The organism is Streptomyces sp. NPDC028314 (genome assembly GCF_055565795.1).
In genome coordinates, this window is sequence record NZ_JBVHTP010000013.1 from 146,692 (window position 1) to 170,184 (window position 23,493).

At 71.2% G+C, this 23,493-nt stretch carries 26 protein-coding genes; 10 read left to right on the forward strand and 16 right to left on the reverse strand.

The genetic code is table 11. The features are described from left to right. Positions 1-26: 26 nt before the first annotated feature. Complete coding sequence (locus ACZ4TG_RS27910) at positions 27-656, reverse strand: sigma-70 family RNA polymerase sigma factor (RefSeq protein ID WP_468167558.1); 630 nt, start codon at positions 654-656, stop codon at positions 27-29. Between the two features lie 264 nt (positions 657-920). Further along, a complete protein-coding gene (locus ACZ4TG_RS27915) occupies positions 921-1,532 on the reverse strand; it encodes a response regulator transcription factor (protein WP_003948568.1) in 612 nt (203 codons plus the stop codon). 379 nt (positions 1,533-1,911) lie between these two features. On the opposite strand from ACZ4TG_RS27915, the gene ACZ4TG_RS27920 reads away from it, so the two are divergent. Next, positions 1,912-2,238, forward strand: coding sequence for a WhiB family transcriptional regulator (locus ACZ4TG_RS27920; protein ID WP_468167560.1), 327 nt, complete (start codon positions 1,912-1,914; stop codon positions 2,236-2,238). Between the two features lie 207 nt (positions 2,239-2,445). On the opposite strand, the gene ACZ4TG_RS27925 is transcribed toward ACZ4TG_RS27920, so the two are convergent. Continuing rightward, positions 2,446-3,345: a LysR family transcriptional regulator gene (locus tag ACZ4TG_RS27925; RefSeq protein WP_468167562.1), complete on the reverse strand. Its 900-nt coding sequence runs from the start codon at positions 3,343-3,345 to the stop codon at positions 2,446-2,448. Between the two features lie 79 nt (positions 3,346-3,424). Here ACZ4TG_RS27925 and ACZ4TG_RS27930 point away from each other — a divergent pair, with 79 nt between their 5' ends. From ACZ4TG_RS27930 to ACZ4TG_RS27940, 3 genes are all read left to right on the forward strand, one after another. Continuing rightward, the gene (locus ACZ4TG_RS27930) at positions 3,425-4,120 is read left to right on the forward strand and encodes an MOSC domain-containing protein (RefSeq protein ID WP_468167564.1); all 696 of its coding nucleotides are present in this window, start codon (positions 3,425-3,427) and stop codon (positions 4,118-4,120) included. After that, positions 4,117-4,890 carry an SDR family NAD(P)-dependent oxidoreductase gene (locus tag ACZ4TG_RS27935; RefSeq protein ID WP_468167566.1) on the forward strand — a complete coding sequence of 258 codons (774 nt, stop codon included), beginning with the start codon at positions 4,117-4,119 and terminating at the stop codon, positions 4,888-4,890. The genes ACZ4TG_RS27930 and ACZ4TG_RS27935 overlap by 4 nt, the downstream gene beginning before the upstream one ends. A 100-nt stretch (positions 4,891-4,990) precedes the next feature. Then, on the forward strand, positions 4,991-5,683 hold the full coding sequence (locus tag ACZ4TG_RS27940) for an ester cyclase (RefSeq protein ID WP_468167568.1): 693 nt from the start codon (positions 4,991-4,993) through the stop codon (positions 5,681-5,683). A 147-nt stretch (positions 5,684-5,830) separates the two neighbouring features. Here the strand turns inward: ACZ4TG_RS27940 and groL are convergent, their stop codons facing one another. Next, positions 5,831-7,459 (reverse strand): chaperonin GroEL, encoded by a 1,629-nt coding sequence (groL, locus tag ACZ4TG_RS27945; protein WP_468167570.1) that lies wholly within the window; start codon positions 7,457-7,459, stop codon positions 5,831-5,833. A gap of 130 nt (positions 7,460-7,589) precedes the next feature. After that, on the reverse strand, positions 7,590-7,898 hold the full coding sequence (groES, locus tag ACZ4TG_RS27950) for a co-chaperone GroES (protein ID WP_030230757.1): 309 nt from the start codon (positions 7,896-7,898) through the stop codon (positions 7,590-7,592). Positions 7,899-8,261: 363 nt separating this feature from the next. Here groES and ACZ4TG_RS27955 point away from each other — a divergent pair, with 363 nt between their 5' ends. Both ACZ4TG_RS27955 and ACZ4TG_RS27960 read left to right on the forward strand, forming a co-directional pair. Then, positions 8,262-8,774: a hypothetical protein gene (locus ACZ4TG_RS27955; protein WP_468167572.1), complete on the forward strand. Its 513-nt coding sequence runs from the start codon at positions 8,262-8,264 to the stop codon at positions 8,772-8,774. Between the two features lie 376 nt (positions 8,775-9,150). Continuing rightward, the gene (locus tag ACZ4TG_RS27960; RefSeq protein WP_468167574.1) at positions 9,151-10,566 is read left to right on the forward strand and encodes an FtsW/RodA/SpoVE family cell cycle protein; all 1,416 of its coding nucleotides are present in this window, start codon (positions 9,151-9,153) and stop codon (positions 10,564-10,566) included. A gap of 459 nt (positions 10,567-11,025) precedes the next feature. Here ACZ4TG_RS27960 and ACZ4TG_RS27965 read toward each other — a convergent pair whose 3' ends face one another. Next, positions 11,026-11,262 (reverse strand): hypothetical protein, encoded by a 237-nt coding sequence (locus ACZ4TG_RS27965; RefSeq protein ID WP_468167576.1) that lies wholly within the window; start codon positions 11,260-11,262, stop codon positions 11,026-11,028. Between the two features lie 248 nt (positions 11,263-11,510). On the opposite strand from ACZ4TG_RS27965, the gene ACZ4TG_RS27970 reads away from it, so the two are divergent. Together ACZ4TG_RS27970 and ACZ4TG_RS27975 are read left to right on the forward strand one after the other, a co-directional pair. After that, the gene (locus tag ACZ4TG_RS27970; RefSeq protein ID WP_468167578.1) at positions 11,511-12,755 is read left to right on the forward strand and encodes a Twin-arginine translocation pathway signal; all 1,245 of its coding nucleotides are present in this window, start codon (positions 11,511-11,513) and stop codon (positions 12,753-12,755) included. Between the two features lies 1 nt (position 12,756). After that, positions 12,757-13,071 (forward strand): 4a-hydroxytetrahydrobiopterin dehydratase, encoded by a 315-nt coding sequence (locus tag ACZ4TG_RS27975; RefSeq protein WP_468167580.1) that lies wholly within the window; start codon positions 12,757-12,759, stop codon positions 13,069-13,071. Between the two features lie 579 nt (positions 13,072-13,650). Here ACZ4TG_RS27975 and ACZ4TG_RS27980 read toward each other — a convergent pair. Continuing rightward, complete coding sequence (locus ACZ4TG_RS27980) at positions 13,651-14,514, reverse strand: polysaccharide deacetylase family protein (protein WP_468167740.1); 864 nt, start codon at positions 14,512-14,514, stop codon at positions 13,651-13,653. Positions 14,515-14,839: 325 nt separating this feature from the next. Further along, entirely contained in the window at positions 14,840-15,700 is an 861-nt protein-coding gene (locus tag ACZ4TG_RS27985) for a polysaccharide deacetylase family protein (RefSeq protein ID WP_468167582.1), read from the reverse strand. Between the two features lie 178 nt (positions 15,701-15,878). Here ACZ4TG_RS27985 and ACZ4TG_RS27990 point away from each other — a divergent pair, with 178 nt between their 5' ends. After that, positions 15,879-17,063, forward strand: a complete 1,185-nt coding sequence (locus ACZ4TG_RS27990) for a class I SAM-dependent methyltransferase (RefSeq protein WP_468167584.1) — start codon at positions 15,879-15,881, stop codon at positions 17,061-17,063. On the opposite strand, the gene ACZ4TG_RS27995 is transcribed toward ACZ4TG_RS27990, so the two are convergent. From ACZ4TG_RS27995 to tsaB, 5 genes are all read right to left on the reverse strand, one after another. Beyond that, positions 16,993-17,772 carry a hypothetical protein gene (locus ACZ4TG_RS27995; RefSeq protein WP_468167586.1) on the reverse strand — a complete coding sequence of 260 codons (780 nt, stop codon included), beginning with the start codon at positions 17,770-17,772 and terminating at the stop codon, positions 16,993-16,995. The two genes, ACZ4TG_RS27990 and ACZ4TG_RS27995, sit on opposite strands and share 71 nt — an antisense overlap. Positions 17,773-17,975: 203 nt before the next feature. Continuing rightward, positions 17,976-18,248: a hypothetical protein gene (locus ACZ4TG_RS28000; RefSeq protein WP_468167588.1), complete on the reverse strand. Its 273-nt coding sequence runs from the start codon at positions 18,246-18,248 to the stop codon at positions 17,976-17,978. Then, the gene (gene tsaD, locus ACZ4TG_RS28005; RefSeq protein WP_468167590.1) at positions 18,245-19,408 is read right to left on the reverse strand and encodes a tRNA (adenosine(37)-N6)-threonylcarbamoyltransferase complex transferase subunit TsaD; all 1,164 of its coding nucleotides are present in this window, start codon (positions 19,406-19,408) and stop codon (positions 18,245-18,247) included. Before tsaD ends, ACZ4TG_RS28000 begins: the two co-directional genes overlap by 4 nt. Next, positions 19,401-19,922 carry a ribosomal protein S18-alanine N-acetyltransferase gene (gene rimI / locus ACZ4TG_RS28010; protein ID WP_468167592.1) on the reverse strand — a complete coding sequence of 174 codons (522 nt, stop codon included), beginning with the start codon at positions 19,920-19,922 and terminating at the stop codon, positions 19,401-19,403. Before rimI ends, tsaD begins: the two co-directional genes overlap by 8 nt. After that, positions 19,919-20,581: a tRNA (adenosine(37)-N6)-threonylcarbamoyltransferase complex dimerization subunit type 1 TsaB gene (tsaB, locus tag ACZ4TG_RS28015; RefSeq protein ID WP_468167594.1), complete on the reverse strand. Its 663-nt coding sequence runs from the start codon at positions 20,579-20,581 to the stop codon at positions 19,919-19,921. Before tsaB ends, rimI begins: the two co-directional genes overlap by 4 nt. A gap of 159 nt (positions 20,582-20,740) precedes the next feature. Here tsaB and ACZ4TG_RS28020 point away from each other — a divergent pair, with 159 nt between their 5' ends. Continuing rightward, the gene (locus tag ACZ4TG_RS28020) at positions 20,741-21,301 is read left to right on the forward strand and encodes a hypothetical protein (RefSeq protein ID WP_468167596.1); all 561 of its coding nucleotides are present in this window, start codon (positions 20,741-20,743) and stop codon (positions 21,299-21,301) included. Positions 21,302-21,367: 66 nt separating this feature from the next. Here ACZ4TG_RS28020 and ACZ4TG_RS28025 read toward each other — a convergent pair whose 3' ends face one another. From ACZ4TG_RS28025 to ACZ4TG_RS28035, 3 genes are all read right to left on the reverse strand, one after another. Then, positions 21,368-21,529 carry a hypothetical protein gene (locus tag ACZ4TG_RS28025; protein ID WP_468167598.1) on the reverse strand — a complete coding sequence of 54 codons (162 nt, stop codon included), beginning with the start codon at positions 21,527-21,529 and terminating at the stop codon, positions 21,368-21,370. 235 nt (positions 21,530-21,764) lie between these two features. Beyond that, positions 21,765-22,346, reverse strand: a complete 582-nt coding sequence (gene tsaE / locus ACZ4TG_RS28030; protein ID WP_468167600.1) for a tRNA (adenosine(37)-N6)-threonylcarbamoyltransferase complex ATPase subunit type 1 TsaE — start codon at positions 22,344-22,346, stop codon at positions 21,765-21,767. Then, entirely contained in the window at positions 22,303-23,493 is a 1,191-nt protein-coding gene (locus ACZ4TG_RS28035) for an alpha/beta fold hydrolase (protein WP_468167602.1), read from the reverse strand. Before ACZ4TG_RS28035 ends, tsaE begins: the two co-directional genes overlap by 44 nt.

Here is a 23,493-nt window from a genome sequence, read left to right on the forward strand (position 1 = left end):
ATCCACGGTCGGCGGCCACGGTCGGCCTACTGTTCCGCGAGCGCGCGGAGCCGGCTGAGCGCCCGGTGCTGGGCCACTCGCACCGCCCCGGGCGACATGCCGAGCATCTGCCCGGTCTCCTCGGCGGTCAGCCCGACGGCCACCCGCAGTACGAGGAGCTCGCGCTGGTTCTCCGGCAGGTTGGCCAGCAGTTTCTTGGCCCAGGCGGCGTCGCTGCTGAGCAGCGCCCGCTCCTCCGGGCCCAGCGAGTCGTCGGGCCGCTCCGGCATCTCGTCCGACGGCACGGCCGTGCTCCCCGGGTGCCGCATGGCGGCCCGCTGGAGGTCGGCGACCTTGTGCGCGGCGATGGCGAAGACGAACGCCTCGAAGGGGCGTCCGGTGTCCCGGTAGCGTGGCAGCGCCATCAGGACGGCGACGCAGACCTCCTGCGCCAGGTCCTCCACGAAGTGACGAGCGTCACCGGGGAGGCGCGACAGTCTGGTGCGGCAGTAGCGGATGGCGAGGGGGTGCACGAAGGCCAGCAGATCGTGCGTGGCCTGCTCGTCCCCCTCCACCGCACGGCGTACGAGCGCGCTGACGGCCCCGGCTCCGCCGCCTTTGGCGGCGCCCGTGGGCCCTGTGGTCGCGGGTGACCCCACGGCCTCGTCGTCGCGCATCAATCCATGGTGCCTTGGCGCGGGTGCATTCGCGGCACCGTGGTCCTTGTTGTGCATCGAAGCGTTATGAGCGGGTGCGCCGGAACTCATCGTCTGCGCCCTCCCCTCCGCTCGGCCCGAATGGTCCCCTAGGCCACATCTTCGAGAATGCGGCACACCCTCAAGGATGCGGCATCGCGCACGAAGCGACACGTCCCCCGGATTGTGCCCCGCCAATCCCCGGTTTCACACCGGGTCCGGGCGGGACACTCTGGCGGTCCGCGGTCAGCGGACCAGGCCCCAGCGGAACCCGAGCGCCACGGCGTGCGCCCGGTCCGAGGCGCCCAGCTTCTTGAACAGCCGGCGGGCGTGCGTCTTGACCGTGTCCTCGGAGAGGAAGAGCTCGCGCCCGATCTCCGCGTTGGACCGGCCGTGGCTCATGCCCTCCAGCACCTGGATCTCGCGCGCGGTGAGCGTGGGCGCGGCGCCCATCTCGGCCGAGCGGAGCCGGCGCGGGGCCAGTCGCCAGGTCGGGTCGGCCAGGGCCTGGGTGACCGTGGCCCGCAGCTCGGCGCGCGAGGCGTCCTTGTGCAGGTAGCCGCGGGCTCCGGCGGCGACCGCGAGGGCCACGCCGTCCAGGTCCTCGGCGACCGTCAGCATGATGATGCGGGCACCCGGGTCGGCCGAGAGCAGCCGACGGACCGTCTCGACACCGCCCAGGCCGGGCATCCGTACATCCATCAGAATCAGATCGGAGCGGTCGGCACCCCAGCGGCGGAGGACTTCCTCGCCGTTGGCAGCCGTCGTCACACGCTCGACGCCGGGCACGGTGGCAACCGCGCGACGGAGCGCCTCTCGGGCAAGCGGGGAGTCGTCGCAGACGAGGACGGATGTCATGACCGCCCTCCGCAGCTGCTGATGCGCGTCACCTTGAGCCTCCAGGCTGGTACGTATCGTCACCTGTGCGGTCGATGCCCCCGGACACCTGTCCGAGAACTTCTTGGTTCAACCGCCTTCGCACTCTCAACGATGGTCACTCGAAAGAGTTACGGGTCGGACGGACACCTTCGGCACTCTACGTGAGGAAGCGATCACGGCACAGGAGGCGCTGACGGTCTGTCCTCCATCTGGAGCTATGCCCTATTTGGCGGCTTTCCTTCCGTTTGGCATGTGTCTGAGGCTAGATTCCCAATGAGTCATATTTACATCTACTACGACAGTAGGTGTGGAGACTTGGACCGTAACCGCCTCAGTACCGGCACCAAGAGGACTACCAATGGCAGATTTCTCCCGGCTCCCCGGACCGAACGCCGACCTCTGGGACTGGCAGCTGCTGGCTGCCTGCCGCGGGGTCGACAGCTCCCTCTTCTTCCACCCGGAAGGCGAGCGGGGTGCGGCCAGGAGCGCGCGCGAGGCCTCGGCTAAAGAGGTCTGCATGCGCTGCCCGGTGCGTTCGGAATGCGCAGCGCACGCACTCGCCGTCCGCGAGCCCTACGGGGTGTGGGGCGGCCTCACCGAGGACGAGCGTGAGGAACTGATGGGCCGCGCCCGCCATCGCCTGATCCCCGCGTCGACCGTGATCGGCCCGATCACGCCGCACTAGCCGGTTCGTACGAAACGCCCGAAGGAACGTTTCCTCGAATCCGGGGCACGCGTCCGCGCGCCACAGACCGTCCGGGCCCGGACCGTCACCCGCTCGGCCGTACCGCCGTACGGTCAAGCGCGTGGCGGCCCGAACCGGCCGACCCCCGGGCGCGCGGCGCCCCGTACGGCAGCTGCCCGCCGAGCGTCACCCTTTCGAGTCCGGCCGTCAGCGTGTCGCGGCGCGTTCCAGCTGGGCGAGGGTCGCCGCCACCGCGGGGACCCGCGCGAGGTCGGGCAGGGTCAGTGCCACGACCTCCCGCTCCACGACCGGCTCCACGGCCAGCGTGCTCACGCCCTTGGCGCGTACGGACTCCACCGCGAGCTCCGGCAGCACCGCGACGCCCAGCCCCGCGCCCACCAGGCCCACCACGGCCGGGTAGTCGTCGGTGGCGAAGTCGATGCGCGGGGTGAAGCCCGCGTCCTCGCACACCTCCACCAGATGGCGCCGACAGCGCGGGCATCCCGCGATCCAGGGCTCCCCGGCCAGCTCCGCCATGCCCACCCGCTCCGCGCCGGCCAGCCGGTGACCCTCGGGGACCAGCCCCACGAGCCGGTCGGTCAGCAGCGGCCGGACCACCAGGTCCTCCCACTCCGCGGCCGGCCCGGCCGAGGCCCCGTAGCGGAAGGCCAGCGCCACGTCGCAGTCCCCCTCGCGCAGCATCTCGACCGAGCGCGGCGGCTCGGCCTCGACCAGGGAGATCCGGGTGCCGGGGTGCTCGGCGCGCATCGCCGCGAGCGCGGTCGGCACCAGGGTGGAGCTGCCGCTGGGGAAGGAGACGAGCCGGACCCGGCCCGCGCGCAGCCCGGCGATGGCCGCGACCTCCTCCTCGGCCGCGGTCAGCCCGGCCAGGATCCCGGCGGCATGCCGCACCAGGGCCTCGCCGGCCTGGGTCAGCCGCATCTCGCGGCCCGTCCGGATCAGCAGCGGGGTGCCCGCCGACTGCTCCAGCGCCTTCATCTGCTGGGAGACGGCCGGCTGGGTGCAGCCGAGCTCGCGGGCTGCGGCGGAGAAGGACCCGGTCCCGGCGACGGCGCGCAGAACCCGGAGATGACGTGCCTCGATCACCCTTCGAGCATAAGCCCACCTTTTACCGCAGCGCGAATTCCGCTCGACCCCTTTGGGGGCGTTCGGCTAGCGTGGTCCGATGCACCTCGTCTCCGTGAACGTCGGCCGCGCGACGGCCGCCGAGTACACCGACGCGAAGGGCGGGCGGACCGGCATCGGCAAGCGCCCCGTCCCCGGCCCGGTACGGGTCTTCGCCCCGGGCCCCAAGGGCACCGCCGCGAGCGGGGTGGAGGGGGACGACGTCTGCGACCTGCGCCACCACGGCGGCGACCACCAGGCCGTGTACGCGTACGCCCGCGAGGACCTCGACTGGTGGGAGGGCGAGCTGGGCCGCCCGCTGGCCGGCGGGCTCTTCGGCGAGAACCTCACCACCTCCGGCCTCGACCTGAACGCGGCGCGGCTCGGCGAGCGCTGGCGGGTCGGCCCGGACCTCGTGCTGGAGGTGGCCTCGGCCCGCATCCCGTGCCGGACCTTCCAGGGGGCCCTCGGCGAACGCGGATGGGTCAGGCGGTTCACCCGGGAGGCCCGGCCGGGCGCGTACCTGCGGGTGATCGAGGAGGGCTCGGTCTCCCCCGGCGACCCCGTCGACGTCCTGCGCCGCCCCGACCACGACGTGACGGTGGAGCTGTGGTTCCGCGCCTTCACCACCGACCGCTCGCTCCTGCCGCGCACCCTGGCCGCGGGCGACGCGATGGAGCCGGAAGCGCACGAAACCGTACGCAAGTACCTGCGGCAGCACGACGGTCGGCGGGAGGCGGCTAGGTTGCGCCTATGACGACTGCGTTGATCACTGGATCCACGGCGGGCATCGGCGCCGCCTTCGCCCGGCGGCTCGCCGCCCAGGGCCACAACCTGGTGCTGGTCGCCCGGGACAGCAAGCGGCTGGCCGAGCAGGCCACCGAGCTGCACGACCGGCATGGCATCGAGGCCGAGGTGCTGACCGCCGACCTCTCGACGGACACGGGTATCGCGGCGGTCGAGGCCCGCCTCGGCGACCGTACGCACCCGGTGGACCTGCTGGTCAACAACGCGGGCTTCGGGAACAAGGGCCGCTTCCTCGAGGTCTCCATGGCCGACGAGCTGACCATGCTGAAGGTGCACATCGAGGCGGTGCTGCGGCTGACCGCGGCCGCCACGGAGTCGATGCGCTCGCGCGGCCGCGGCGGCGTGATCAACGTGGCCTCGGTGGCCGCCTTCGTGCCGCGCGGCACGTACGGGGCGAGCAAGGCCTGGGTCGTGCAGTTCACCCAGGGCGCGGCGCGGGACCTCGCGGGGTCCGGGGTGCGGCTGATGGCGCTGTGCCCGGGTTTCGTGCGGACCGAGTTCCACCAGCGGGCGGGCATGGGCACGGACAACATCCCGGGGTGGCTGTGGCTGGACGCCGACAAGCTGGTCGCGGCGGCGCTGGCCGACCTGGCGCGCGGCAAGGCCGTCTCGATCCCGGACCCGCGGTACAAGGCGCTGATGAGCGTGGTGAAGCTGGCGCCGCGCGGGCTGCTGGGTGGCGTGTCCTCCCGTACGGGGCGCAAGTACGGTCCCCAGTAACCCTTGTGACCGTGCGACCTTGTGACCCACGGGTAAACCCGCTAAATGGGTGAAATCTCCCTAAACTGGACGTGTCCCATCCAGCGCGGGAGGCGACGCGATGACATTCGTACAAGTAATCGATTACGAAACCACGCGGTTCGACGAGATGAACGCGCTCATCGACCGCTGGGCGGAGCAGGCCAGCGGCCGGCGGACGGTCACCCACACGATGATCGGCAAGGACCGCGACTCGAAGACGCACTTCGTGGACCTCGTCGAATTCCCCTCGTACGAAGAGGCCATGAGGAACTCTCAGCTCCCGGAGACGGACAGGATGTTCCAGGAGATGGTGGCCCTCTGCGAGGGAATGCCCAAGTTCATGAACCTGGACGTGGTCCGGGACGAGTACCTCAACAAGCTCGTCGCGAACCGGGTCTTCGAGGAGATCGCGGAGAAGGGCGACTTCGGGATCGTCGAGGAGTGCCTCGCGGCCGACTACGTCAACCACGACATCATCGAGGCGGGCGGCGCCGGCGACGGCAGGGAGGGCATGAAGCGGACGATAGGCATGTGGCGCGCCGCCTTCGACTTCTCCTTCGACCTGCACCGCCAGATCGCCGAGGGCGACTGCGTCACCACCCTCTGGACCTGGAACGGCACCCAGAAGGGCGAGTTCATGGGGGTCGCGTCGACGGGCAAGGAGGTCAGCATGTCGGGTTGTACCACCTTCCGGTTCGACAACGCCCAGGTGGCGGAAGGCTGGTGGTACTACGACGCCCCCGGCCTGATGAAGCAGATGGGCATGATGTAGCCCGTACACCGGCGAGCCGCACCCGCGAGCCGCACACCCGCGAGCCGCACACCCGGACGCGGGAAAGCCCCGGTCACCACCGCTCGGCAGCGGTGACCGGGGCCTTCTCGTACGTCAGGCGTCGGGCGTCATACGACGGCCCGGACCTCAGTGGCTGTGGCCGTGACCGTGGCCGTGACCGGCGTCGGCCTCTTCCTCGGCCGGCTTCTCGACGACCAGGGTCTCGGTCGTGAGCAGCAGGGAGGCGATGGAAGCGGCGTTCTCCAGCGCGGAGCGGGTGACCTTGACCGGGTCGATGACGCCGGCCTTGACCAGGTCGCCGTACTCGCCGGTGGCGGCGTTGAAGCCCTGGCCCTTGTCGAGCTCGGCAACCTTCGCCGTGATGACGTAGCCCTCGAGGCCGGCGTTCTCGGCGATCCAGCGGAGCGGCTCGACGGCGGCGCGGCGGACCACGGAGACACCGGTGGCCTCGTCGCCGGAGAGGCCGAGGTTGCCCTCGAGCACCTTCACGGCGTGGACGAGCGCGGAGCCACCGCCGGAGACGATGCCCTCCTCGACCGCGGCGCGGGTCGCCGAGATGGCGTCCTCAAGGCGGTGCTTCTTCTCCTTGAGCTCCACCTCGGTGGCGGCGCCGACCTTGATGACGCAGACGCCGCCGGCGAGCTTCGCCAGGCGCTCCTGCAGCTTCTCGCGGTCCCAGTCCGAGTCCGTGGACTCGATCTCGGCCTTGATCTGGTTGACGCGGCCGAGGACCTCTTCGTGGCTGCCGCCACCGTCCACGATGACCGTGTCGTCCTTGGTGATCGTGACGCGGCGGGCGGAGCCCAGTACGTCCAGACCGGCCTGGTCGAGCTTGAGGCCGACCTCTTCGGAGATGACGGTGGCACCGGTGAGGGTGGCCATGTCCTGGAGCATCGCCTTGCGGCGGTCACCGAAGCCGGGGGCCTTGACGGCGACCGCATTGAAGGTGCCGCGGATCTTGTTGACGACGAGGGTGGAGAGCGCCTCGCCCTCGACGTCCTCGGCGATGATCAGCAGCGGCTTCGAGGCGCCGGCCTGGATGACCTTCTCCAGCAGCGGGAGCAGGTCCTGGATCGAGGAGATCTTGCCCTGGTTGATCAGGATGTACGGGTCGTCGAGGACGGCCTCCATACGCTCCTGGTCGGTGACCATGTACGGCGAGAGGTAGCCCTTGTCGAAGGCCATGCCCTCGGTGAACTCCAGCTCCAGGCCGAAGGTGTTGGACTCCTCGACGGTGATGACACCGTCCTTGCCGACCTTGTCCATCGCCTCGGCGATGAGCTCGCCGACCTGCTGGTCCTGCGCGGAGAGCGCGGCCACGGCGGCGATGTCGGACTTGTCCTCGATCGGACGCGCGGTCGCCAGGAGCTCCTGGGACACGGCCTTGACGGCGGCGTCGATGCCCTTCTTCAGGGCGGCCGGGGAGGCGCCGGCGGCGACGTTGCGCAGACCCTCGCGGACCAGCGCCTGGGCCAGCACGGTGGCGGTGGTGGTGCCGTCACCCGCGATGTCGTTGGTCTTGGTCGCCACCTCCTTCACGAGCTGCGCGCCCAGGTTCTCGTACGGGTCGTCCAGCTCGACCTCGCGAGCGATGGTGACACCGTCGTTGGTGATGGTGGGGGCGCCGAACTTCTTGTCGATGACGACGTTGCGGCCCTTGGGGCCGATCGTCACCTTGACCGTGTCGGCAAGCTTGTTGACGCCGCGCTCGAGGGCGCGACGGGCGTCCTCGTCGAACTTCAGGATCTTCGCCATGGGAGCGGTTCAGCCCTCTCGAAAACTCGGGTTTAACGAACTGCGCCCCTCGCCGCCCGGCAATCAGCGGGGTGACCAGGGGCGCAGCTCAAAGCAAAACTGGTGAAGCGGAAGAGAATTGCTTCTCTGCCTACTTCTCGACGATCGCGAGCACGTCGCGAGCCGAGAGGACGAGGTACTCCTCGCCGCTGTACTTCACTTCGGTGCCGCCGTACTTGCTGTACAGCACGATGTCGCCGACGCTGACGTCCAGCGGGAGACGCTGGCCGTCCTCGAAGCGACCCGGACCGACCGCGAGGACGACGCCCTCCTGGGGCTTCTCCTTCGCGGTGTCCGGGATGACCAGGCCAGAGGCCGTGGTCTGCTCGGCGTCGAGCGGCTGGACCACAATGCGGTCCTCGAGCGGCTTGATGGCAACCTTGGAGCTGGCGGTCGTCACGATCCGACCTCCCCCTTCGGAGATCCGGGGTTAACTGTCTGAGGTGGCGACCAGGTCGATCCGTCGTCGCGGGTACCGGACCTGCCTGTCGCTGTGTTGGCACTCACCAGGGGCGAGTGCCAGGTGCGAGACTATTCCGGCGATTAGCACTCGGTCAAGCGGAGTGCCAATTTGCCTCCGGCGAGGCGTCCGGGCGGACCGACGGCCGAGGCTCCGTCAGGGGTCCGCACCCACACCCGGACCGGACCTTCCCGCAGCTTTCCGCCCCTTCCGCCCCGAGCGCCGGCGCACGGCCTCCGGCCTGCGGAAAGTCGCCCGACTTGTCTCTCGGACAGACGTTCTTCGGCCACTAGGGTGCCGCTCATGAACAACATCTCGGGGGCAGGCTGGGGCGCCGCGATCCGCGCCTTCGGCATCAAGCGCTCCCTCTCCGCCGTCACCGCCCTCATCGGCAGCCTGGTCATGGTGTACTTCGTCGGACCGCGGCTGGTGACCCAGCTGACCGGTGTCGAGGGCTCCTTCACCGCGGCCACCTGCGCCGCCTCCGACGAGGCCAAGCCCAACGGCTCGGTCCTGTGCCGCGGCTCCTTCACCGCGGGGGACAGCTCCTTCACCCTCACCGACATCCCCTTCGACACCGCCCTGGACAAGACCCCCGCCGGCGCGGTCGACGCCCTCGCCGACGGGCCGGACGCCACCCAGGTCGTCTCCCCCGACATGACCAAGTCGCTCGTCCCGGGCGCCACCGGCCTGCTCATGCTCTTCTTCGGCCTGTGGAGCGTCCGCACGGTCGCCCGTATGGCCCGGCCCGGGGCGGCCGCGGAGCCCGCGGCGCCCGCGGCGTCCGACCCGGTGCCGCCGGTTCCGGCGGCCTGATCCGGTGGCCTGATCCGGTGGCCTGATCCGGTGGCCTGGCCGCTGGAGCTGGAGCTGGAGCTGGAGCTGGAGCTGACGAGACTCGTCGACGCGGCCAAACGGAGAAGTGCAATTCATGACACTCCCCATCGAAGGGTTCGCAAAGGAACCATGACGGGGGCATCAACGTCGTAGATGATATGAAGATAAAGCGCCTCATTGCCGAGCAGATCGGGCCCCAGGCCTCTGCGAGCCCGAGCGCACCGGGCGCCGCTCCCTCCGCACCGGGCGCGTCCGGCAAGCCTGCCCCGCCGGGGCCGTCGTCACCGCCCTCGCCTCCTTCAACGCCTTCTACGCCTTCGCGGCCGGCGGAGATCGACGACGGCGGCGGCGTCCCGTGCGTGGACTGAGGCCCCTGACGGCTGCCGGCGCACGCCGTCGCACCGAAGCACTGCTGCTCGTCCTCGTCGTGGGCATCGCGGTTTTCGGCCACGTCAGCGCCGGCCTGGCGATGAACGACGAGCTACCGCAGAACCTCACCGGCTTCACGATCAGCATGACGCTGCTGTCCCTGGTGGGGCATCTGGGCATCCGCCGGTTCGCGGCGTACGCGGATCCGCTGATCTTCCCGCTCGCCATGCTGCTGACCGGGCTCGGGCTGGTGCTCATCCACCGGCTCGACCAGAGCTACATCGACCGGTACGGCGGGGACCCCAACGCCCCCGACCAGCTGATGTGGACGGTGGTGGGGATCGCCGCCTGCCTCCTGGTGGTGGCGCTGCTGCGCGACCACAGGCTGTTGCAGCGGTTCATCTACATCACGATGGCCGTCGCGCTGGTGCTGCTGATCGCGCCGGTGTTCTTCGGCGCGGACACGTACGGCGCGAAGCGCTGGATCGTGCTGTTCGGCTTTTCGCTCCAGCCCGGCGAGTTCGTGAAGATCATGATCGCGGTGTTCTTCGCGGGGTACCTCGTCATCCACCGCGACTCGCTCTCCCTGACGGGTCGCCGGTTCCTGGGGATGCGGCTGCCCCCGATGCGCCAGCTCGGCCCGATCGTGACGGTGTGGATCGTGTCCATGCTGGTGCTGGTCTTCGAGCGCGACCTGGGCACGTCGCTGATCTTCTTCGGTGTGTTCGTGGTGATGCTGTACGTGGCCACCGAGCGCACCAGCTGGATCGTGTGCGGTCTGGTGATGGCGTCGGCCGGCGCCTTCGTCGTCGGCTCGACCGAGCCGCACGTCAAGGCGCGCGTGGCCGCCTGGCTGAACCCGCTGTCGTACTACTGGAAGGACCGGCCGCCGGGCGTCACCTCGGACCAGTCGGCGCAGGCACTGTTCAGCTTCGGCACGGGCGGAGTCTCGGGCACCGGTCTGGGGATGGGCCACCCCGAGCTGATCAAGTTCGCGGGGCGCAGCGACTTCATCCTGACCACGGTCGGCGAGGAGCTCGGCCTGGCCGGGGTCATGGCCGTGCTGATCCTGTACGCGCTCCTCGTGCAGCGGGGCCTGCGGATGGCCCTGGCGGCGCGCGACCCGTTCGGGAAGCTGCTCGCGGTGGGCCTCGCGGCGGCGCTGGCGCTCCAGGTCTTCGTGGTCGCGGGCGGTGTGACGGGCCTGATCCCCCTGACGGGCAAGGCCCTCCCCTTCCTGGCGAAGGGCGGCTCGTCCCTGCTGGCCAACTGGATCATGATCGCCCTGCTGCTGCGGATCAGCGACAGCGCGGAACGCCAACGCGAGGCCGACGCACACGGCCCGGCGGAAACGACGATCACCCCTGTGGTGGGGGCGGGGGTGGGGCCGGGGGTGGGTTGAGGGGCGGTGGCTGCGGTGTGCGGGGCCCCGGCGGGCCCGTATCAGGGAGGGTTTGGTGGTTTCCCGTCAGTCTCATCGTCTCTCCGTGGCGTGCCGGTCCCTCAAGGGCGCTCCTCCTTCGTCGTCGCGTCGCTTCGCGATGGCCTTCGGCCACCCTTGACCGACCGCCCCGCCCCGGACATACGAAGACTGCCGGGAACCCCCCAAAAGAACGGCACGGGGCAAGTGACGGAGGAACGGCCCCGTCAGGACGTGCAAGGGGCCGGGCGCAGCCCACTCCCCGATCCGGCCCCTCAGCCCCCTTTTCGGGGCCACGGTTCGCCCCTACCTGCACCAAACCCCGACCAGACCGACACCGGGACCCCCGCCCGCCCCAGATCGCTACGCGCTTCTCACATCTCAGCGACCGCCCGCCGTCTGGGGCTGAGACGCAGCAGATCGCTACGCGCTCCTCACACCTCAGCGACCGCCCGCCGTCTGGGGCTGGTCATGGGCGGGCTCGACGTTGTCGATCGCCGTGGTGAACTCGCGACCAGACGCACCCCGGATGTACGCCAGCTTCACCCAGCGCTCGACGCCGGTGTCCGAGACGTTCTCGTTCACCACGGCCATCAGCTCACCTTCGGCTCCGGACGGAATGTCACGCACACGACGGTGCAGGAGCCGATGAGGCACGTATTCGTACCGCTCAGTCATCGGACGTCTCCTCTCCCTCGGCTGCACTGCGCAGGAACCTCTCCCACCCGGCAGCCGCACGGGCTTCCAGCTCGGGGCTGGGTCGGCAGAACGAGACCCGGCTCTCGGTTTGTTCGTCTGCGCTGTCAGTCGTCATAGGGCGATGATGAGCGGGCACGCAGAGGGGCAGACAGGCCATCGCGCGGCCACGGGTGGCCGTGTTGCGGCCATGGCCGGAGACGGGCCCGATGACACCGCAAGCTGGGTCCATGAGCCATCGCAACGACGCGCTCCGAGCGGCGAGACTCCGCATCGGCTGGCGCACCGTGGATCAGGCTGCGAAGCGCCTTTCCGAGCATGGGCAGCAGCTTCTCCAGGATCGGCACTTCGAGGTGTCGCCGCGCACCTGGCGGCGGTGGGAGGGCGAGCGCCCGGGCTGGCCACCTGAGGAGACCGCGATCGTGCTGCACGACGCGCTCGGCCGGTGGCCCGAGGATCTGGGCTTCACGACGCCCGCTGGCTGGATCCGCCCCGAGGTACAAGAGGAAGACGTGAACAGAAGACAGTTCGTCTCCGTCACCGCTGCGGCGCTGGTCGCCGGGCCAACCAGGCCCCAGCACGTGGATCCGGCCCTCATCGACTACTTCCAGCAGCAGCTCGAAGGGCACTACCGGGCCGACATGTACCTCGGTCCTCACGATCTGATCGGCACCGTCAGCGCGCAGTACCAACTGATCGACAAGCTCGTGCGGTCAGCCAAGGGCGAAGTACGCCGTGGCCTCCTTCGCGTCGGCGCCGCGTATGCGGCCCTCGTCGGCTGGCTCTACCAGGACGCGGGCGATCTCGGCGCCGCCACGTTCTGGAGGGGCGTCACGCAGGAAATAGCGGTCCGGTCCCGCGACCCCCAGCTCATCGGGTACAGCCTGGTGAACCAGGCACAGGTCCGTACGGATCTGAGCGACGGATACGGAGTCATCGACCTTTGCGAGGCGGCCCTCGACGTATCGGACGGACTGTTCCCCAAGGTCCGCATCATGGCGATGCAACAGCAGGCCCACGGCGCCAGCCTTACCGGTGACCGTACCGCCGTCGACCGGCTCATCGACACCGCTGGCGGGCTGCTGCGCCGAGTAGACGACGACCTGCCGTGGGGCAACGCGTGCCGTAGGACCCCGGGCTACCTGGAGGTTCAGCGCGCCACTTGCTACGGCAGGCTCGGCCTCGGCCGCGAAGCGGAATCGCTCTGGACGCAGGTGCTCGAAGGCGTGCCCCCTACCGCCCGCAGGGACCGCGGTGTGTACCTCACCCGGCACGCCATCGCCGCCGCAACGGCCCGGCAACCCGATCATGCGGTCGAGATTGCTCGCGGGGCTGTCGAGATCGCCGTCGAGACCCGTTCCGCGCGCATGCGCCGCGAACTGGCCACCCTGGAGCGGACGATGGGCCCGTGGCACGATGCCCCCGTGGGCCGGGAACTTGCCGAGATCCTGGCGCCTATGAGCGAGGGGAGCTGACATGGGCGTACCGAAGCCGCTGTCCGATGAGGAGATCGCCGAGCACCTGGCCGGCCTGCCTGGTTGGGAGCGGCAGGGTGACAAGATCACCCGCGCATACGAGATCCGCTATCACGCCGCAGTGGCAGCGATCGTGACCATTGCCGACCGGTCCCGGCGGATCCAGCACCATGCGGACCTCGACCTCCGCATCGACCAGCTGAGGGCGTCCATCACCACGCACGACGCCGGGCACCGCCTCACTGCTGCGGACTTCGACCTCGCGCAGCGGATCGACGCGATCGTCGCCGCGCACCAGTCCCTGCCGCTGGACTGACCCACTGACCCCTTCGCCCGCCCATGACCAGCCCCAGACGGCCGGCGGTCGCTGAGATGCGAGAAGCGCGTAGCGATCTGCTGCGTCTCAGCCCCAGACGGCCGGCGGTCGCTGAGATGCGAGAAGCGCGTAGCGATCTGCTGCGTCCCAGCCTCAGACGGCGGGCGGTCGCTGAGATGTGAGAAGCGCGTAGCGATCTGGGGCGGGCGGGGGTCCCGGGGTCGGTCTGGTCGGGGTTTGGTGCAGGTAGGGAGGCTTCTGGTCCCGGAAGGGGCGCTGAGGGCCCGGATCCGGGAAGTGGGCTGCGCCCGGCCCCTTGCACGTCCTGACGGGGCCGTTCCTCCGTCACTTGCCCCGTGCCGTTCTTTTGGGGGGTTCCCGGCAGTCTTCGTATGTCCGGGGCGGGGCGGTCGGTCAAGGGTGGCCGAAGGCCATCGCGAAGCGACGCGACGACGAAGGAGGAGCGCCCTTGAGGGACCGGCACGCCACGGAGAGACGATGAGACTGACGGGAAACCACCAAACCCTCCCTGATACGGGCCCGCCGGGGCCCCGCACACCGCAGCCACCGCCCCACCCCTTACAGGTAGTCCTCCAGGCGGCCTATGCGGTAGCCCTGCTCCTGGATGCGCTGGAGCATGCGCGTCGTCATCTCTATCTCCGTCGCGCCCTTGAGCTCCGCCGGGCCGCGGAAGTGGGCCAGGATGATGTCGCCGGGTTTGAGGGCGGAGCCCTCGGCGTACTGGAAGTTGTTGATCTGCATCGACGCCCGCCAGAGGACGACGGTCGAGATGCCGCATTCGGAGGCGGCCTTGAGGGTGTCGTCGTTGTAGTTGCCGAAGGGCGGGCGGAAGAGGGTCGGCTTGGCGCCGAATCGCTTCTCCAGGCGCTCCTGCTGGCCGCATATCTCCTTCTTCTGCGCCGCGAAGGGCAGGGTCCGGAGGTTGGGGTGCGTCAGGGTGTGGTTGTTGACCGTGCTGCCGCTGCCGTTGTCGCGCAGCGCCTGGAAGTGGCCGTAGTCGGACGAGGCCACGTTGTCCGTCAGGAACATGCTGATCGGCAGCTTGAGGTCGGCCGCCATCTTCAGGAACTCGGGGTTCTTCTCCGCGCCGTCGTCGAAGGTCAGGAAGACGACCTTCTCGGCGGGCGCCACGGGTATTCGGTCCAGCACCGTCGGCTTGCCCGGGGCCGGCTTGGGCAGCTGGGGCTTCTGCCCTGGTTTGGGGGCGTACTGGAGCGGGGCCGTCAGGCCCCACTTCCGGTAGGACTCGTCCGAGGCCGAGGCCGCGGGCGCGGAGGACGAGGGGGACGCGGCCGCGGAGCCCGACGGCGCCGCCGTGTCCTGCTTGGTGTTGCGGCCCAGTCGTTCGATGGGCTCCACGCTGTTGCCGCACCCCGTCAGGGAGAGTGCGAGAGCGCCGACCGCGAGCGTCCCGGCCAGCAACCGGCGCGTGGCCGGGCCGAGGTGGCGGTCGCTCTGCGAAGGGGCAGTGCGGGAAATGTGTTTGAGAGTCATACGCACTTTCGGAATCTATACCCGGATGGGGATAGTCCGTTCCTGACCCGCTCCTGACCCGTTCCTGACCTCTTCGCCCCTTCGCCTCTTCGTCCCTCCATCCCCCACCCCGCCCGCGTGCGGAGCCGGGCTCCCCGCGGGGGAGGGTTCCGCACGCGCGCCGGTCGTCCGACCACAGGACTCGGACCCGGACCCGGACCCGGACTCGGACCCAGACCCAGACTCGGACTCGGACTCGGACTCGGACCCAGACTCAGAGGTAGTCCTCCAGGCGCCCCACGGCGTACCCCTTGTCCGTGACGGTCTTCATGACGTGCCGGACCATGTCCGGCATGCCGCCCTTCCAGTCCTCCTTGCCGCGGAAGTGCGTGAGGATGATGTCGCCGGGGTGCAGGTCCCGGTCCCATTCGCGGTAGTCCATGCGGTTGGGGAAGGCCTCGGCGTTCCACAGCGGGACCGCCTTGATGCCGCAGGACTTGGCCGCCCGCAGGGTGTCCTCGTTGTAGTTGCCGTACGGCGGGCGCATGAGCGTCGGCCGCTTGCCGAACTGCTTCTGGATCGTGTCCTGCTGGCCGCAGATCTCCTCGCGCTGCTTCTCGTACGAGAGCGCCGGCATGTAGCGGTGGTTGAGGGTGTGGTTGTTGAGCGTGACGCCCGCCGCCTGCATCTCCTTGAAGTACGGGTAGTTGTCGCGCACGAGGTAGTCGCTGAGGAACGCCGTGTACGGAATGTTGAGTTCCTTCATCATCTTCAGGAACTCGGGATCCTTCTCGGCCCCGTCGTCGATCGTCAGGAAGACGACCTTCTCCTCCGTCGGGACGGTGGTGAAGACGGGCGGGAGGTTCTCCTGGTCCTCGACCTCGAAGCCCTCCCGGGCGGTGATCTCGGGCTTGGTCTTCGGCGCCGCCGGTGCGGTCAGCGGGGTCTTGGCCAGGCCCCACCGCTTCGCCGCCGCGACCCGCGCCTGCTGGGCGGCCTTGAGGCGTTCGGCGGAGTTGACGAGTCCGCCGCCGGCGCCTTCGGCGCCCGCCTTGGGCTTGGTGGCCGGGGCGCTCGACTGCGTGGAGCTGCACGCCGTGCCCAGGGCGGCGACCAGCAGCGCGGTGAGGGCCACCGCGTACCGGCCGCGCGGGCGCGCCGCTGACCGGTGACCTTGTTGCGTCTTATTTCCTTTTTGTCGTACAGGCTGCATAACGCCGGATCCTTACAGCACCGCCCGGCGCGTCACCGGCGACACCTCGACCGGAGTCAGACCTTCCACCGAGTGGCCCACACTGGCCGACAATGGACACGTGACCCCCGAAGACTTCGCCGAACTGCTCACCCCCGAAGGCCGCGCCCTCCTCGGCTCGCTCCGGGACTACGACCCCGCCCAGGAGATCGCCGTCGCGACCCGGCTCCGGCGCGAGCACCCGGCCGGACTGGTCTCGGCCGCGCTCGGGCAGGCCCGGCTGCGCCAGCGGGCCGTGGCGAAGTTCGGGGCCGAGGACGCGTTCCGGATGTACTTCACTCCCGGCGGCGGCGAGATGGCCACCCGCGCGTCCGTGGCGACGTACCGCGCCGAGCGGCTCGCCGCCCTGGGCGTACGCAGCGTCGCGGACCTCTGCTGCGGGATCGGCGGGGACGCCCTGGCCCTGGCCCGGCTCGGCATCCGGGTGCTCGCGGTGGACCGCGACCCCCTGACGGCCGCCGTCGCGCGGGCCAACGCCGAGGCGCTGGGGCTGGCGGACCTGATCGAGGTCCGGGAAGCCGATGTGACGGGCGTGGACACCGCGGGGTACGACGCCGTCTTCATCGACCCGGCCCGGCGCGGCGGGCGCGGGCGGATCTTCGACCCCGAGAGCTACTCCCCGCCGCTGTCCTGGGCCGTGGAGACGGCCCGTGGCGCGAAGTACGCCGCCATCAAGATCGCCCCCGGGATCCCGCACGAGGCGGTGCCGGCGGAGGCCGAGGCGGAGTGGATCTCCGACCAGGGGGACGTGAAGGAGGCCGTGCTGTGGTTCGGGACGGCTCCCGGCACCGTACGCGCCACCCTGCTGCCCGGCCCGCGCGCCCTGGAGACCGCCGATCCGCTGCCGGATCCGGAGGCGGGGCCCGTCGGCCGGTACCTCTACGAGCCCGACGGTGCCGTGATCCGCGCCCACCTGGTGGCGGAGGTCGCCGAGCAGCTGGGCGGCCGGCTCATCGACCCGACCATCGCCTACATCACCGCCGACGAGCTGCGCGCGACCCCGTACGCGACCGCGTACGAGATCACCGACGTCCTGCCGTTCGGCCTCAAGAAGCTCAAGGCCCTGCTGCGCGAGCGGGAGGTCGGCATCCTCACGGTGAAGAAGCGGGGCTCCGCGATCGAGCCCGAGGAGCTGCGCAGGAAGGTCAAGCCGCAGGGGCCGAACTCCGCGACGGTCATCCTGACGCGAGTGGCGGGAGCTCCGTCGATGCTGATCGGTGGGCCCGCGGCGGTGCGCCCGCGGTAGCCGGAGCCCCCGCGGTGGCCGCTGCGCCCGCGGTAGCCGGCGCCCCCGCGGTAACCCGCGCCCCCGCACCGGCCGTTCCGCCGGCCGGGCGGAAGGTGTGCAGCGCCCAGCGGTAGTGGGCTCCGGCCTTGCCGAGGCCCAGCAGGGCGGTGATCCACAGGATCAGGCCGAGGCCCATGTAGTAGATGACCGTCGCGTACGCGGCCTCCCCGTACGAGCCCTCGCCCGGACCGGCCGCCGCCGCGGCCCCGAAGGTCACCCGGAGCCCGAGGACGCCCAGCCCCAGGGAGGCCACCAGCCACCCCAGGCTCCGCCCGGGGGCGCGCAGCCGGCGGTCGGCGGCGGGGTCGCGGGCGGAGTCGGCCCAGGCGCACAGCAGTTGGCGTACCTGCCGGTCCAGCCGGGCACCCCGGGCGAACCAGCCGGCGGCGGGCACCAGCACCCCGGTCCCGAGCGCGGCGAAGGCCAGGCCGAGGGCGTACGCGAGGCCCCCGCCCTCCTCGAAGGCCATCAGGGCCATGCCGACGAAGGACCAGCCGAGGGCGAAGACGGCCGCGACGGCCCAGAGCAGCAGCAGCCGCTCCAGGCCCAGGCTGCGCCGGCCCAGCTCCGCGAGGAACCGCGCGCGGTCGGCCCGTACGACTGACTCGTCCAGCCACTCGCGCAGGTGCGCGGGCGGCGGCGGAGGCGGCAGGTCACGGCTAGGCATGCGCATGACCCTAGCGGCGGCCGCTCCAGGACCGCCGGAGCGATCCTGGACGGCCGGACGAGGCCCGCCACGGGGCCGCGCGAAGGCCGCCGCGAGGCCTGCCGCGACGCCCGCCCCGAAGGGCCGCCACGAGGCCCCCGGCGCCCGCCACAGGGGAGCCGCCGCGAAGGTCGCCACACGAGCCCGACCCGCCCCGGCCCGGCTCAGCCGCCCGTGACCTCCACCGACTCGAACCGCCAGCGGTGCACCGCGCGCGTGATCAGGTCCGCGGCCGGCTCCGGCAGTTCGGGCAGCTCCGCCGCCACCCCCTCGGGGGCCTCCCACCAGGTGAGCACCAGCACCCGGTCCTGCGGGGCCCGGAACACCTCGCGGCGCACCGGCTCCCGGGCCAGGACCTGGGAGCGGGCCCATTCGAGCAGCTCGTTGCCCCGGCCGTCGGCGGCCCGGGCCTCCCACATCAGCGTGACGGTGCTCATGAGTAGAGGTTGTCCTTGCTCAGCTCGTGCACGTGGTCGTGGTCGTGACCGTGACCGTGGGTGTGCCCGTGGCCGTGTCCGTCCCCTTGGCCGTGGCCGTGCGCGCGTCCGCCGGAGGTGCCCGGCACGTGCGGGTCCGTCACCGGCAGCGAGGAGTCCGCCGACAGGTCCCAGTCCGAGGCGGGCCGGTTCCGCTTGACCATCTCCGCGCCCAGCGCCGCCACCATCGCGCCGTTGTCGGTGCACAGCTTCGGCCGCGGCACCCGCAGGACGATCCCCGCGTCGTCGCAGCGCTCCTGCGCGAGCGAGCGCAGCCGGGAGTTGGCCGCCACACCGCCGCCGATCATCAGGTGGTCGACGCCCTCGTCCTTGCAGGCGCGGATCGCCTTGCGCGTCAGCACGTCCACCACCGCCTCCTGGAAGGAGGCCGCCACATCGCGCACCGGGACGTCCTCGCCCGCGTTGCGCTTCGCCTCGATCCAGCGGGCCACCGCCGTCTTGAGCCCGGAGAAGGAGAAGTCGTACGCCGCGTCGCGCGGCCCCGTCAGCCCGCGCGGGAAGTTGATCGCCTTGGGGTCGCCCTCGCGGGCGAGCCGGTCGATGACCGGGCCGCCGGGGAAGCCCAGCTGGAGCACGCGGGCGATCTTGTCGAAGGCCTCGCCCGCCGCGTCGTCGATGGTCGAGCCGAGGGGGCGTACGTCGGAGGTGATGTCGGGGGCCAGCAGCAGCGAGGAGTGCCCGCCGGAGACCAGCAGGGCCATGGTCGGCTCCGGCAGCGGCCCGTGCTCCAGCTGGTCGACGCAGATGTGCGAGGCCAGGTGGTTGACCCCGTACAGCGGCTTGCCCAGCGCGTACGCGTAGGCCTTCGCCGCCGAGACGCCCACCAGCAGCGCGCCCGCGAGGCCCGGGCCGGCCGTGACCGCGATGCCGTCGAGGTCGCGGGCGCTGACCCCGGCCTCCTTCAGGGCCCGCTCGATCGTCGGGACCATCGCCTCCAGGTGTGCCCGGGAGGCCACCTCGGGGACGACTCCGCCGAAACGGGCGTGCTCGTCGACGCTCGACGCGATCGCGTCCGCCAGCAGGGTGGTGCCGCGGACGACGCCGACGCCGGTCTCGTCGCAGGACGTCTCGATGCCGAGGACGAGCGGTTCGTCAGCCATGGGTCTCACTTCTTACGGAATTCGCGGAGTTCAGGGAGTTCGAGGGGTCGGCGAGGCGCATCACCACCGCGTCGACGTTGCCCGGCTGGTAGTAGCCGCGCCGGAAGCCGATGGGCTCGAAGCCGAAGCGCTCGTAGAGCTTCTGGGCGCGCGTGTTGTCCACCCGCACCTCCAGCAGCACTTCGGCGCATTCGAAGGCGGTCGCGGCGCGCAGCAGGTCGGTGAGCAGCCGGGCGCCGAGCCCGGTGCCCCACTGCTCGCGGGCCACGGCGATGGTCTGTACGTCGCCCAGGTCGCCGGCGGCGGCCAGCCCGGCGTACCCCACCAGGCGGCCGGCCCCGTCCTCGGCGACCACGTAGTGGCGGGTGGCCTGCGGGCCGCGGGCGTGGGCGAGCTCGGACCAGAACATCCCGGCCGACCAGGCGTCGTCGGGGAAGAGTCCGTGCTCCAGTTCCAGCACCGGGTCGATGTCCCACCAGCGCATCTCGCGCAGCACCACGGTCGAGGCTGTCACTGCGGGGTGACCACCTTGTAGTTCTTGGGGACCTGGGCGTCCGGACGGCGCAGGTACATCGGCGTCGGAGGCAGGAACTCCGCCCCGGCCGCCAGCCGCTGCGCCGCCAGGGCCGCGAGGGCGGCGGCCGACTGGTGCTCGGGGGCCCGCGCGTCCTTGAAGACGTCCGGGTACAGCACCGCGCCCTGCCCGACCGCGGGCAGGCCCGCGACCTGCTCGGCGATGTCGGCCGGGCGGTCGACGGCGGGTTCGCCGACGCGGGTGTGCGCGTCCTCGTACCGGGCCCAGTAGACCTCCTTGCGCCGCGCGTCGGTGGCGACGGTGAAGGGGCCTTCGATCCCGGCGGCGCCCGCGGCGTACGCGAGCCCGTCGAGGGTGCACAGCCCGTGCACGGGGACCCCGAGGACGGAGGCGAAGGTGGAGGCGGTGACGAGGCCGACCCGGAGCCCGGTGTAGGGGCCGGGGCCGACGCCGACGACGATGCCGGTGACGGCTTCGAGCTTCAGCCCGGCCTCGGCGAGGACCTTGTCGACGGAGGGCAGCAGCAGCTCCCCGTGGCGGCGGGCGTCGACCTGGTTCGACTCGGCGAGGACGGACTCGCCGTCGTGCAGGGCGACGGTGACGGCGGGCGTGGCGGTATCTACAGCGAGCAAGAGCACGCGAACAGCCTACGACTCCGGGGCCCCGGGCCCTTGCGGCCGGTCGTCGGGCAGCCCGGCTGCTACCTTTCGACCGGGGTATCGCGAGGTGCCCGTCCAGGCGCCCCGGGCATTTCCCGGTCGGGCCCGTTCCAGCACAACGCGGAGAGGTGGAGCAAGGTGGCACGCAGCAGCTCGGGAATCGTGGCCGGGCTCACCGTCCTGGCACTCGCCGCCGTCGGCTTCCTCGGCTACCAGGCGTCCGCGACCGCGCCCGCGCACCCCGCGAAGGCCGCCCCGCAGGCCCCCGCCTCCGGCGCCCCGAACCAGGCTCCCGCCAAGCAGGACCCGGCGAAGCCGATCCCGGTGCCGGCGGATTCCGGGACCGGCGCGCGGGTCGTGTACTCGATGTCCCTGAAGCGGGTCTGGCTGGTGGGCGAGGACGGGCGCGAGCAGCGGACCTTCCCGGTGATGCCCAGCACGGTGCACCCGGCGGCGGGCGCCTACGTGGTCGGTTCGCGCTCGGGCGCGGTCACCGGCTCGGACGGGGTGCCGGTCGAGCACGTCGTACGGTTCGCGAGCGCGGACGGCATCGCGATCGGGTTCAGCGCCCGGGTCGACGGTTCGATGCCGGAGCCGGACACGACCAAGAGGACCGGCGGGATCCGCACCTCGCGGGCGGACGGCGACGCGATGTGGGCCTTCGCGACGATCAACTCGAAGGTCGTCGTCGTTCCCTGACGGGCCCCTGGCCCGTCTCCGACCCACCCTTCTTGCCGCCGTACGCGTTTTCACCCGTACGGGGGATCAGGCCGCTTCGGAGTCCGGGGCGGCCTGCGCCGTTTCCCCATCCGGCCCGGCACCGATGTCGGGCTTCACCGCGGGCTCCCGCGAGGGCGGCGTCGACACCACCGTGGCGGCCGCGCACGAGGCGAGCAGAGCCCGCATGGACACGTCCGTGCGCGGCACTCGCCCTGCTCCTGCTGCTCCTGCTGCCGACATGGCTGCCTCCTGGACGTGCCCGGGGCGCCGTACTCCGTACCTGAAGTTAGGTACACCTAACCAGCGCTCGATACCATGTCACCACGAGCGCATCCACCAGCGCAATATTTTTCCCGACGAGTTGTCGGTACGTTTTCGCGGACCGGGTTTCGGACCGGGTTTCGGACCGGCTTCCGGACCGGCCTCCGTGCGGCCCGTCCCGCTACCGCGCGGCCTGCCCCACCCGGCCGTCCCGCTCCGCCAGCCCGGCGAGCCCGGCGTCCGCCCAGCGCGCCCCGACCCCGCGGACGGTGACCTGCCGTACGTCGTCCAGGACCTCCTCGTGGCCCACGGCCCGAGCGATCACCACGTGCAGCCGGTCGTCGGAGAGCTCCTCGACCTTGCCGTCGCCCCACTCCACGACCACCACGGACTCGGGCAGCGAGACGTCGAGGTCCAGGTCCTCCATCTCCTCCAGCCCGCCGCCGAGCCGGTACGCGTCCACGTGCACCAGTGCCGGACCGCCGCTCAGGGACGGGTGCACCCGGGCGATCACGAAGGTCGGCGAGGTCACGGCCCCGCGCACGCCCAGGCCCTCGCCCAGGCCCCGGGTCAGGGTGGTCTTGCCCGCGCCGAGCTCGCCGGTCAGCAGGACGAGGTCGCCGGGGCGCAGCAGGCCCGCGATGCGGCGGCCGAGCTCCTGCATGGAGCCGGGCGAGTCGACGGTGATCAGGGTCTCGGCAGCGGCCCCGGGCCCGGCCTCAGGAGCCTGGCTGCGCTGCGCTTCCCGCGGTACTTCTTCCATGCCCGCCAACGTTAGCCGCTTCCGATCCCGTGCCGGGCACGGCTCCGGTGCGCGCCAGCAGCCCGGTCAGCAGGCCCGTCACGGTCTCCGGACGCTCCAGCATCATCAGGTGCCCGGTGTTCTCCAGGACCACCAGCTCGGCGGCCGGGAGCGCCTCCTTGATGGCGATGCTGTGCTCGACCGGGGTGATCATGTCCCGGTCCCCGGCCACGACGGTGACGGGGAGGTTCGCGAACTGCTGGAGCGCGGTGGTCTTGTCGTGGATCTGGAACGCCGGGTAGAACTCCGCGACCACGTCGATGGGGGTCGCCTCGATCAGCCGCTCGGCGAAGCGCGCCACGCCCGGATCCACGTCCCGCGAGCCGAACGAGTACTGCTTGATCATGCCCGCGAAGAGGTCGGCGGTGGCCCGGCGGCCCCGTTCCACCAGCTCCACCTGGGAGCCGAGCACCTTGAGCACCCCGGGCAGCAGACGGCGTACCGCGCCCATGCCGACGGCCGGCAGCCCGTACGTGACCTCGTCGAGCCGCCCGCTCGACGTGCCGACCAGAGCCACCCCGAGCACGCGGTCCCGTACCAGCTCGGGGAACTGCTCGGCCAGGCCCATGATCGTCATGCCGCCCATGGAGTGGCCGACGAGGACCAGCGGGCCCTCCGGGGCGGTGGCGTCGATGACCGCCTTCAGATCACGGCCGAGCTGCTCGATGGTCACCGGTTCGCCGTCGGCCTGGGCGAGGCCGCGCATGCTGCGGCCGTGGCTGCGCTGGTCCCAGTAGACGCTGCGCACCACGCCGCGCAGGGCGGCGCGCTGGAAGTGCCAGGAGTCCTGGCCCAGGCAGTAGCCGTGGCAGAAGACGACGGTGACCGCGGGCGGGGTCTTGCGGCGCAGCCGGCGGCGCTTGCCCGCGTCCTCGGCTGGCAGCTCGTCGACCTCGTAGTAGAGCTCGGTACCGTCCTCGGCCCGGCAGATCCCCTCGGTGCCGCGCAGCGAGCCGTAGTCCCCGGCGGCGTCGAGCGCCAGGCGCGCCTTCATCCGGAGGCCGCGCCCGACCGTGATCCGTTCGACCGCGACGCCGGCGGCCGCGCCTGCGGCTATGACACCGATGGCCGCTCCGGCCCAGCCGGCCTTGCGCCAGTTCTCGCTCAC

Excerpts from the sequence above, each read along its gene's own strand:
- ACZ4TG_RS27920 (WP_468167560.1), top strand. The coding sequence starts at position 1,912 with ATGGCAGATTTCTCCCGGCTCCCCGGACCGAACGCCGACCTCTGGGAC.
- tsaD (WP_468167590.1), bottom strand. The coding sequence starts at position 19,408 with ATGGCTGACGAACCGCTCGTCCTCGGCATCGAGACGTCCTGCGACGAG.
- groL (WP_468167570.1), bottom strand. The coding sequence starts at position 7,459 with ATGGCGAAGATCCTGAAGTTCGACGAGGACGCCCGTCGCGCCCTCGAG.
- ACZ4TG_RS27970 (WP_468167578.1), top strand. The coding sequence starts at position 11,511 with ATGAGCCATCGCAACGACGCGCTCCGAGCGGCGAGACTCCGCATCGGC.
- ACZ4TG_RS27915 (WP_003948568.1), bottom strand. The coding sequence starts at position 1,532 with ATGACATCCGTCCTCGTCTGCGACGACTCCCCGCTTGCCCGAGAGGCG.
- tsaE (WP_468167600.1), bottom strand. The coding sequence starts at position 22,346 with ATGGAAGAAGTACCGCGGGAAGCGCAGCGCAGCCAGGCTCCTGAGGCC.
- ACZ4TG_RS27910 (WP_468167558.1), bottom strand. The coding sequence starts at position 656 with ATGCGCGACGACGAGGCCGTGGGGTCACCCGCGACCACAGGGCCCACG.
- ACZ4TG_RS27940 (WP_468167568.1), top strand. The coding sequence starts at position 4,991 with ATGACATTCGTACAAGTAATCGATTACGAAACCACGCGGTTCGACGAG.
- ACZ4TG_RS27975 (WP_468167580.1), top strand. The coding sequence starts at position 12,757 with ATGGGCGTACCGAAGCCGCTGTCCGATGAGGAGATCGCCGAGCACCTG.
- ACZ4TG_RS27935 (WP_468167566.1), top strand. The coding sequence starts at position 4,117 with ATGACGACTGCGTTGATCACTGGATCCACGGCGGGCATCGGCGCCGCC.
- ACZ4TG_RS27995 (WP_468167586.1), bottom strand. The coding sequence starts at position 17,772 with ATGCCTAGCCGTGACCTGCCGCCTCCGCCGCCGCCCGCGCACCTGCGC.
- ACZ4TG_RS27930 (WP_468167564.1), top strand. The coding sequence starts at position 3,425 with ATGCACCTCGTCTCCGTGAACGTCGGCCGCGCGACGGCCGCCGAGTAC.
- ACZ4TG_RS28000 (WP_468167588.1), bottom strand. The coding sequence starts at position 18,248 with ATGAGCACCGTCACGCTGATGTGGGAGGCCCGGGCCGCCGACGGCCGG.
- ACZ4TG_RS27965 (WP_468167576.1), bottom strand. The coding sequence starts at position 11,262 with ATGACTGAGCGGTACGAATACGTGCCTCATCGGCTCCTGCACCGTCGT.
- ACZ4TG_RS27955 (WP_468167572.1), top strand. The coding sequence starts at position 8,262 with ATGAACAACATCTCGGGGGCAGGCTGGGGCGCCGCGATCCGCGCCTTC.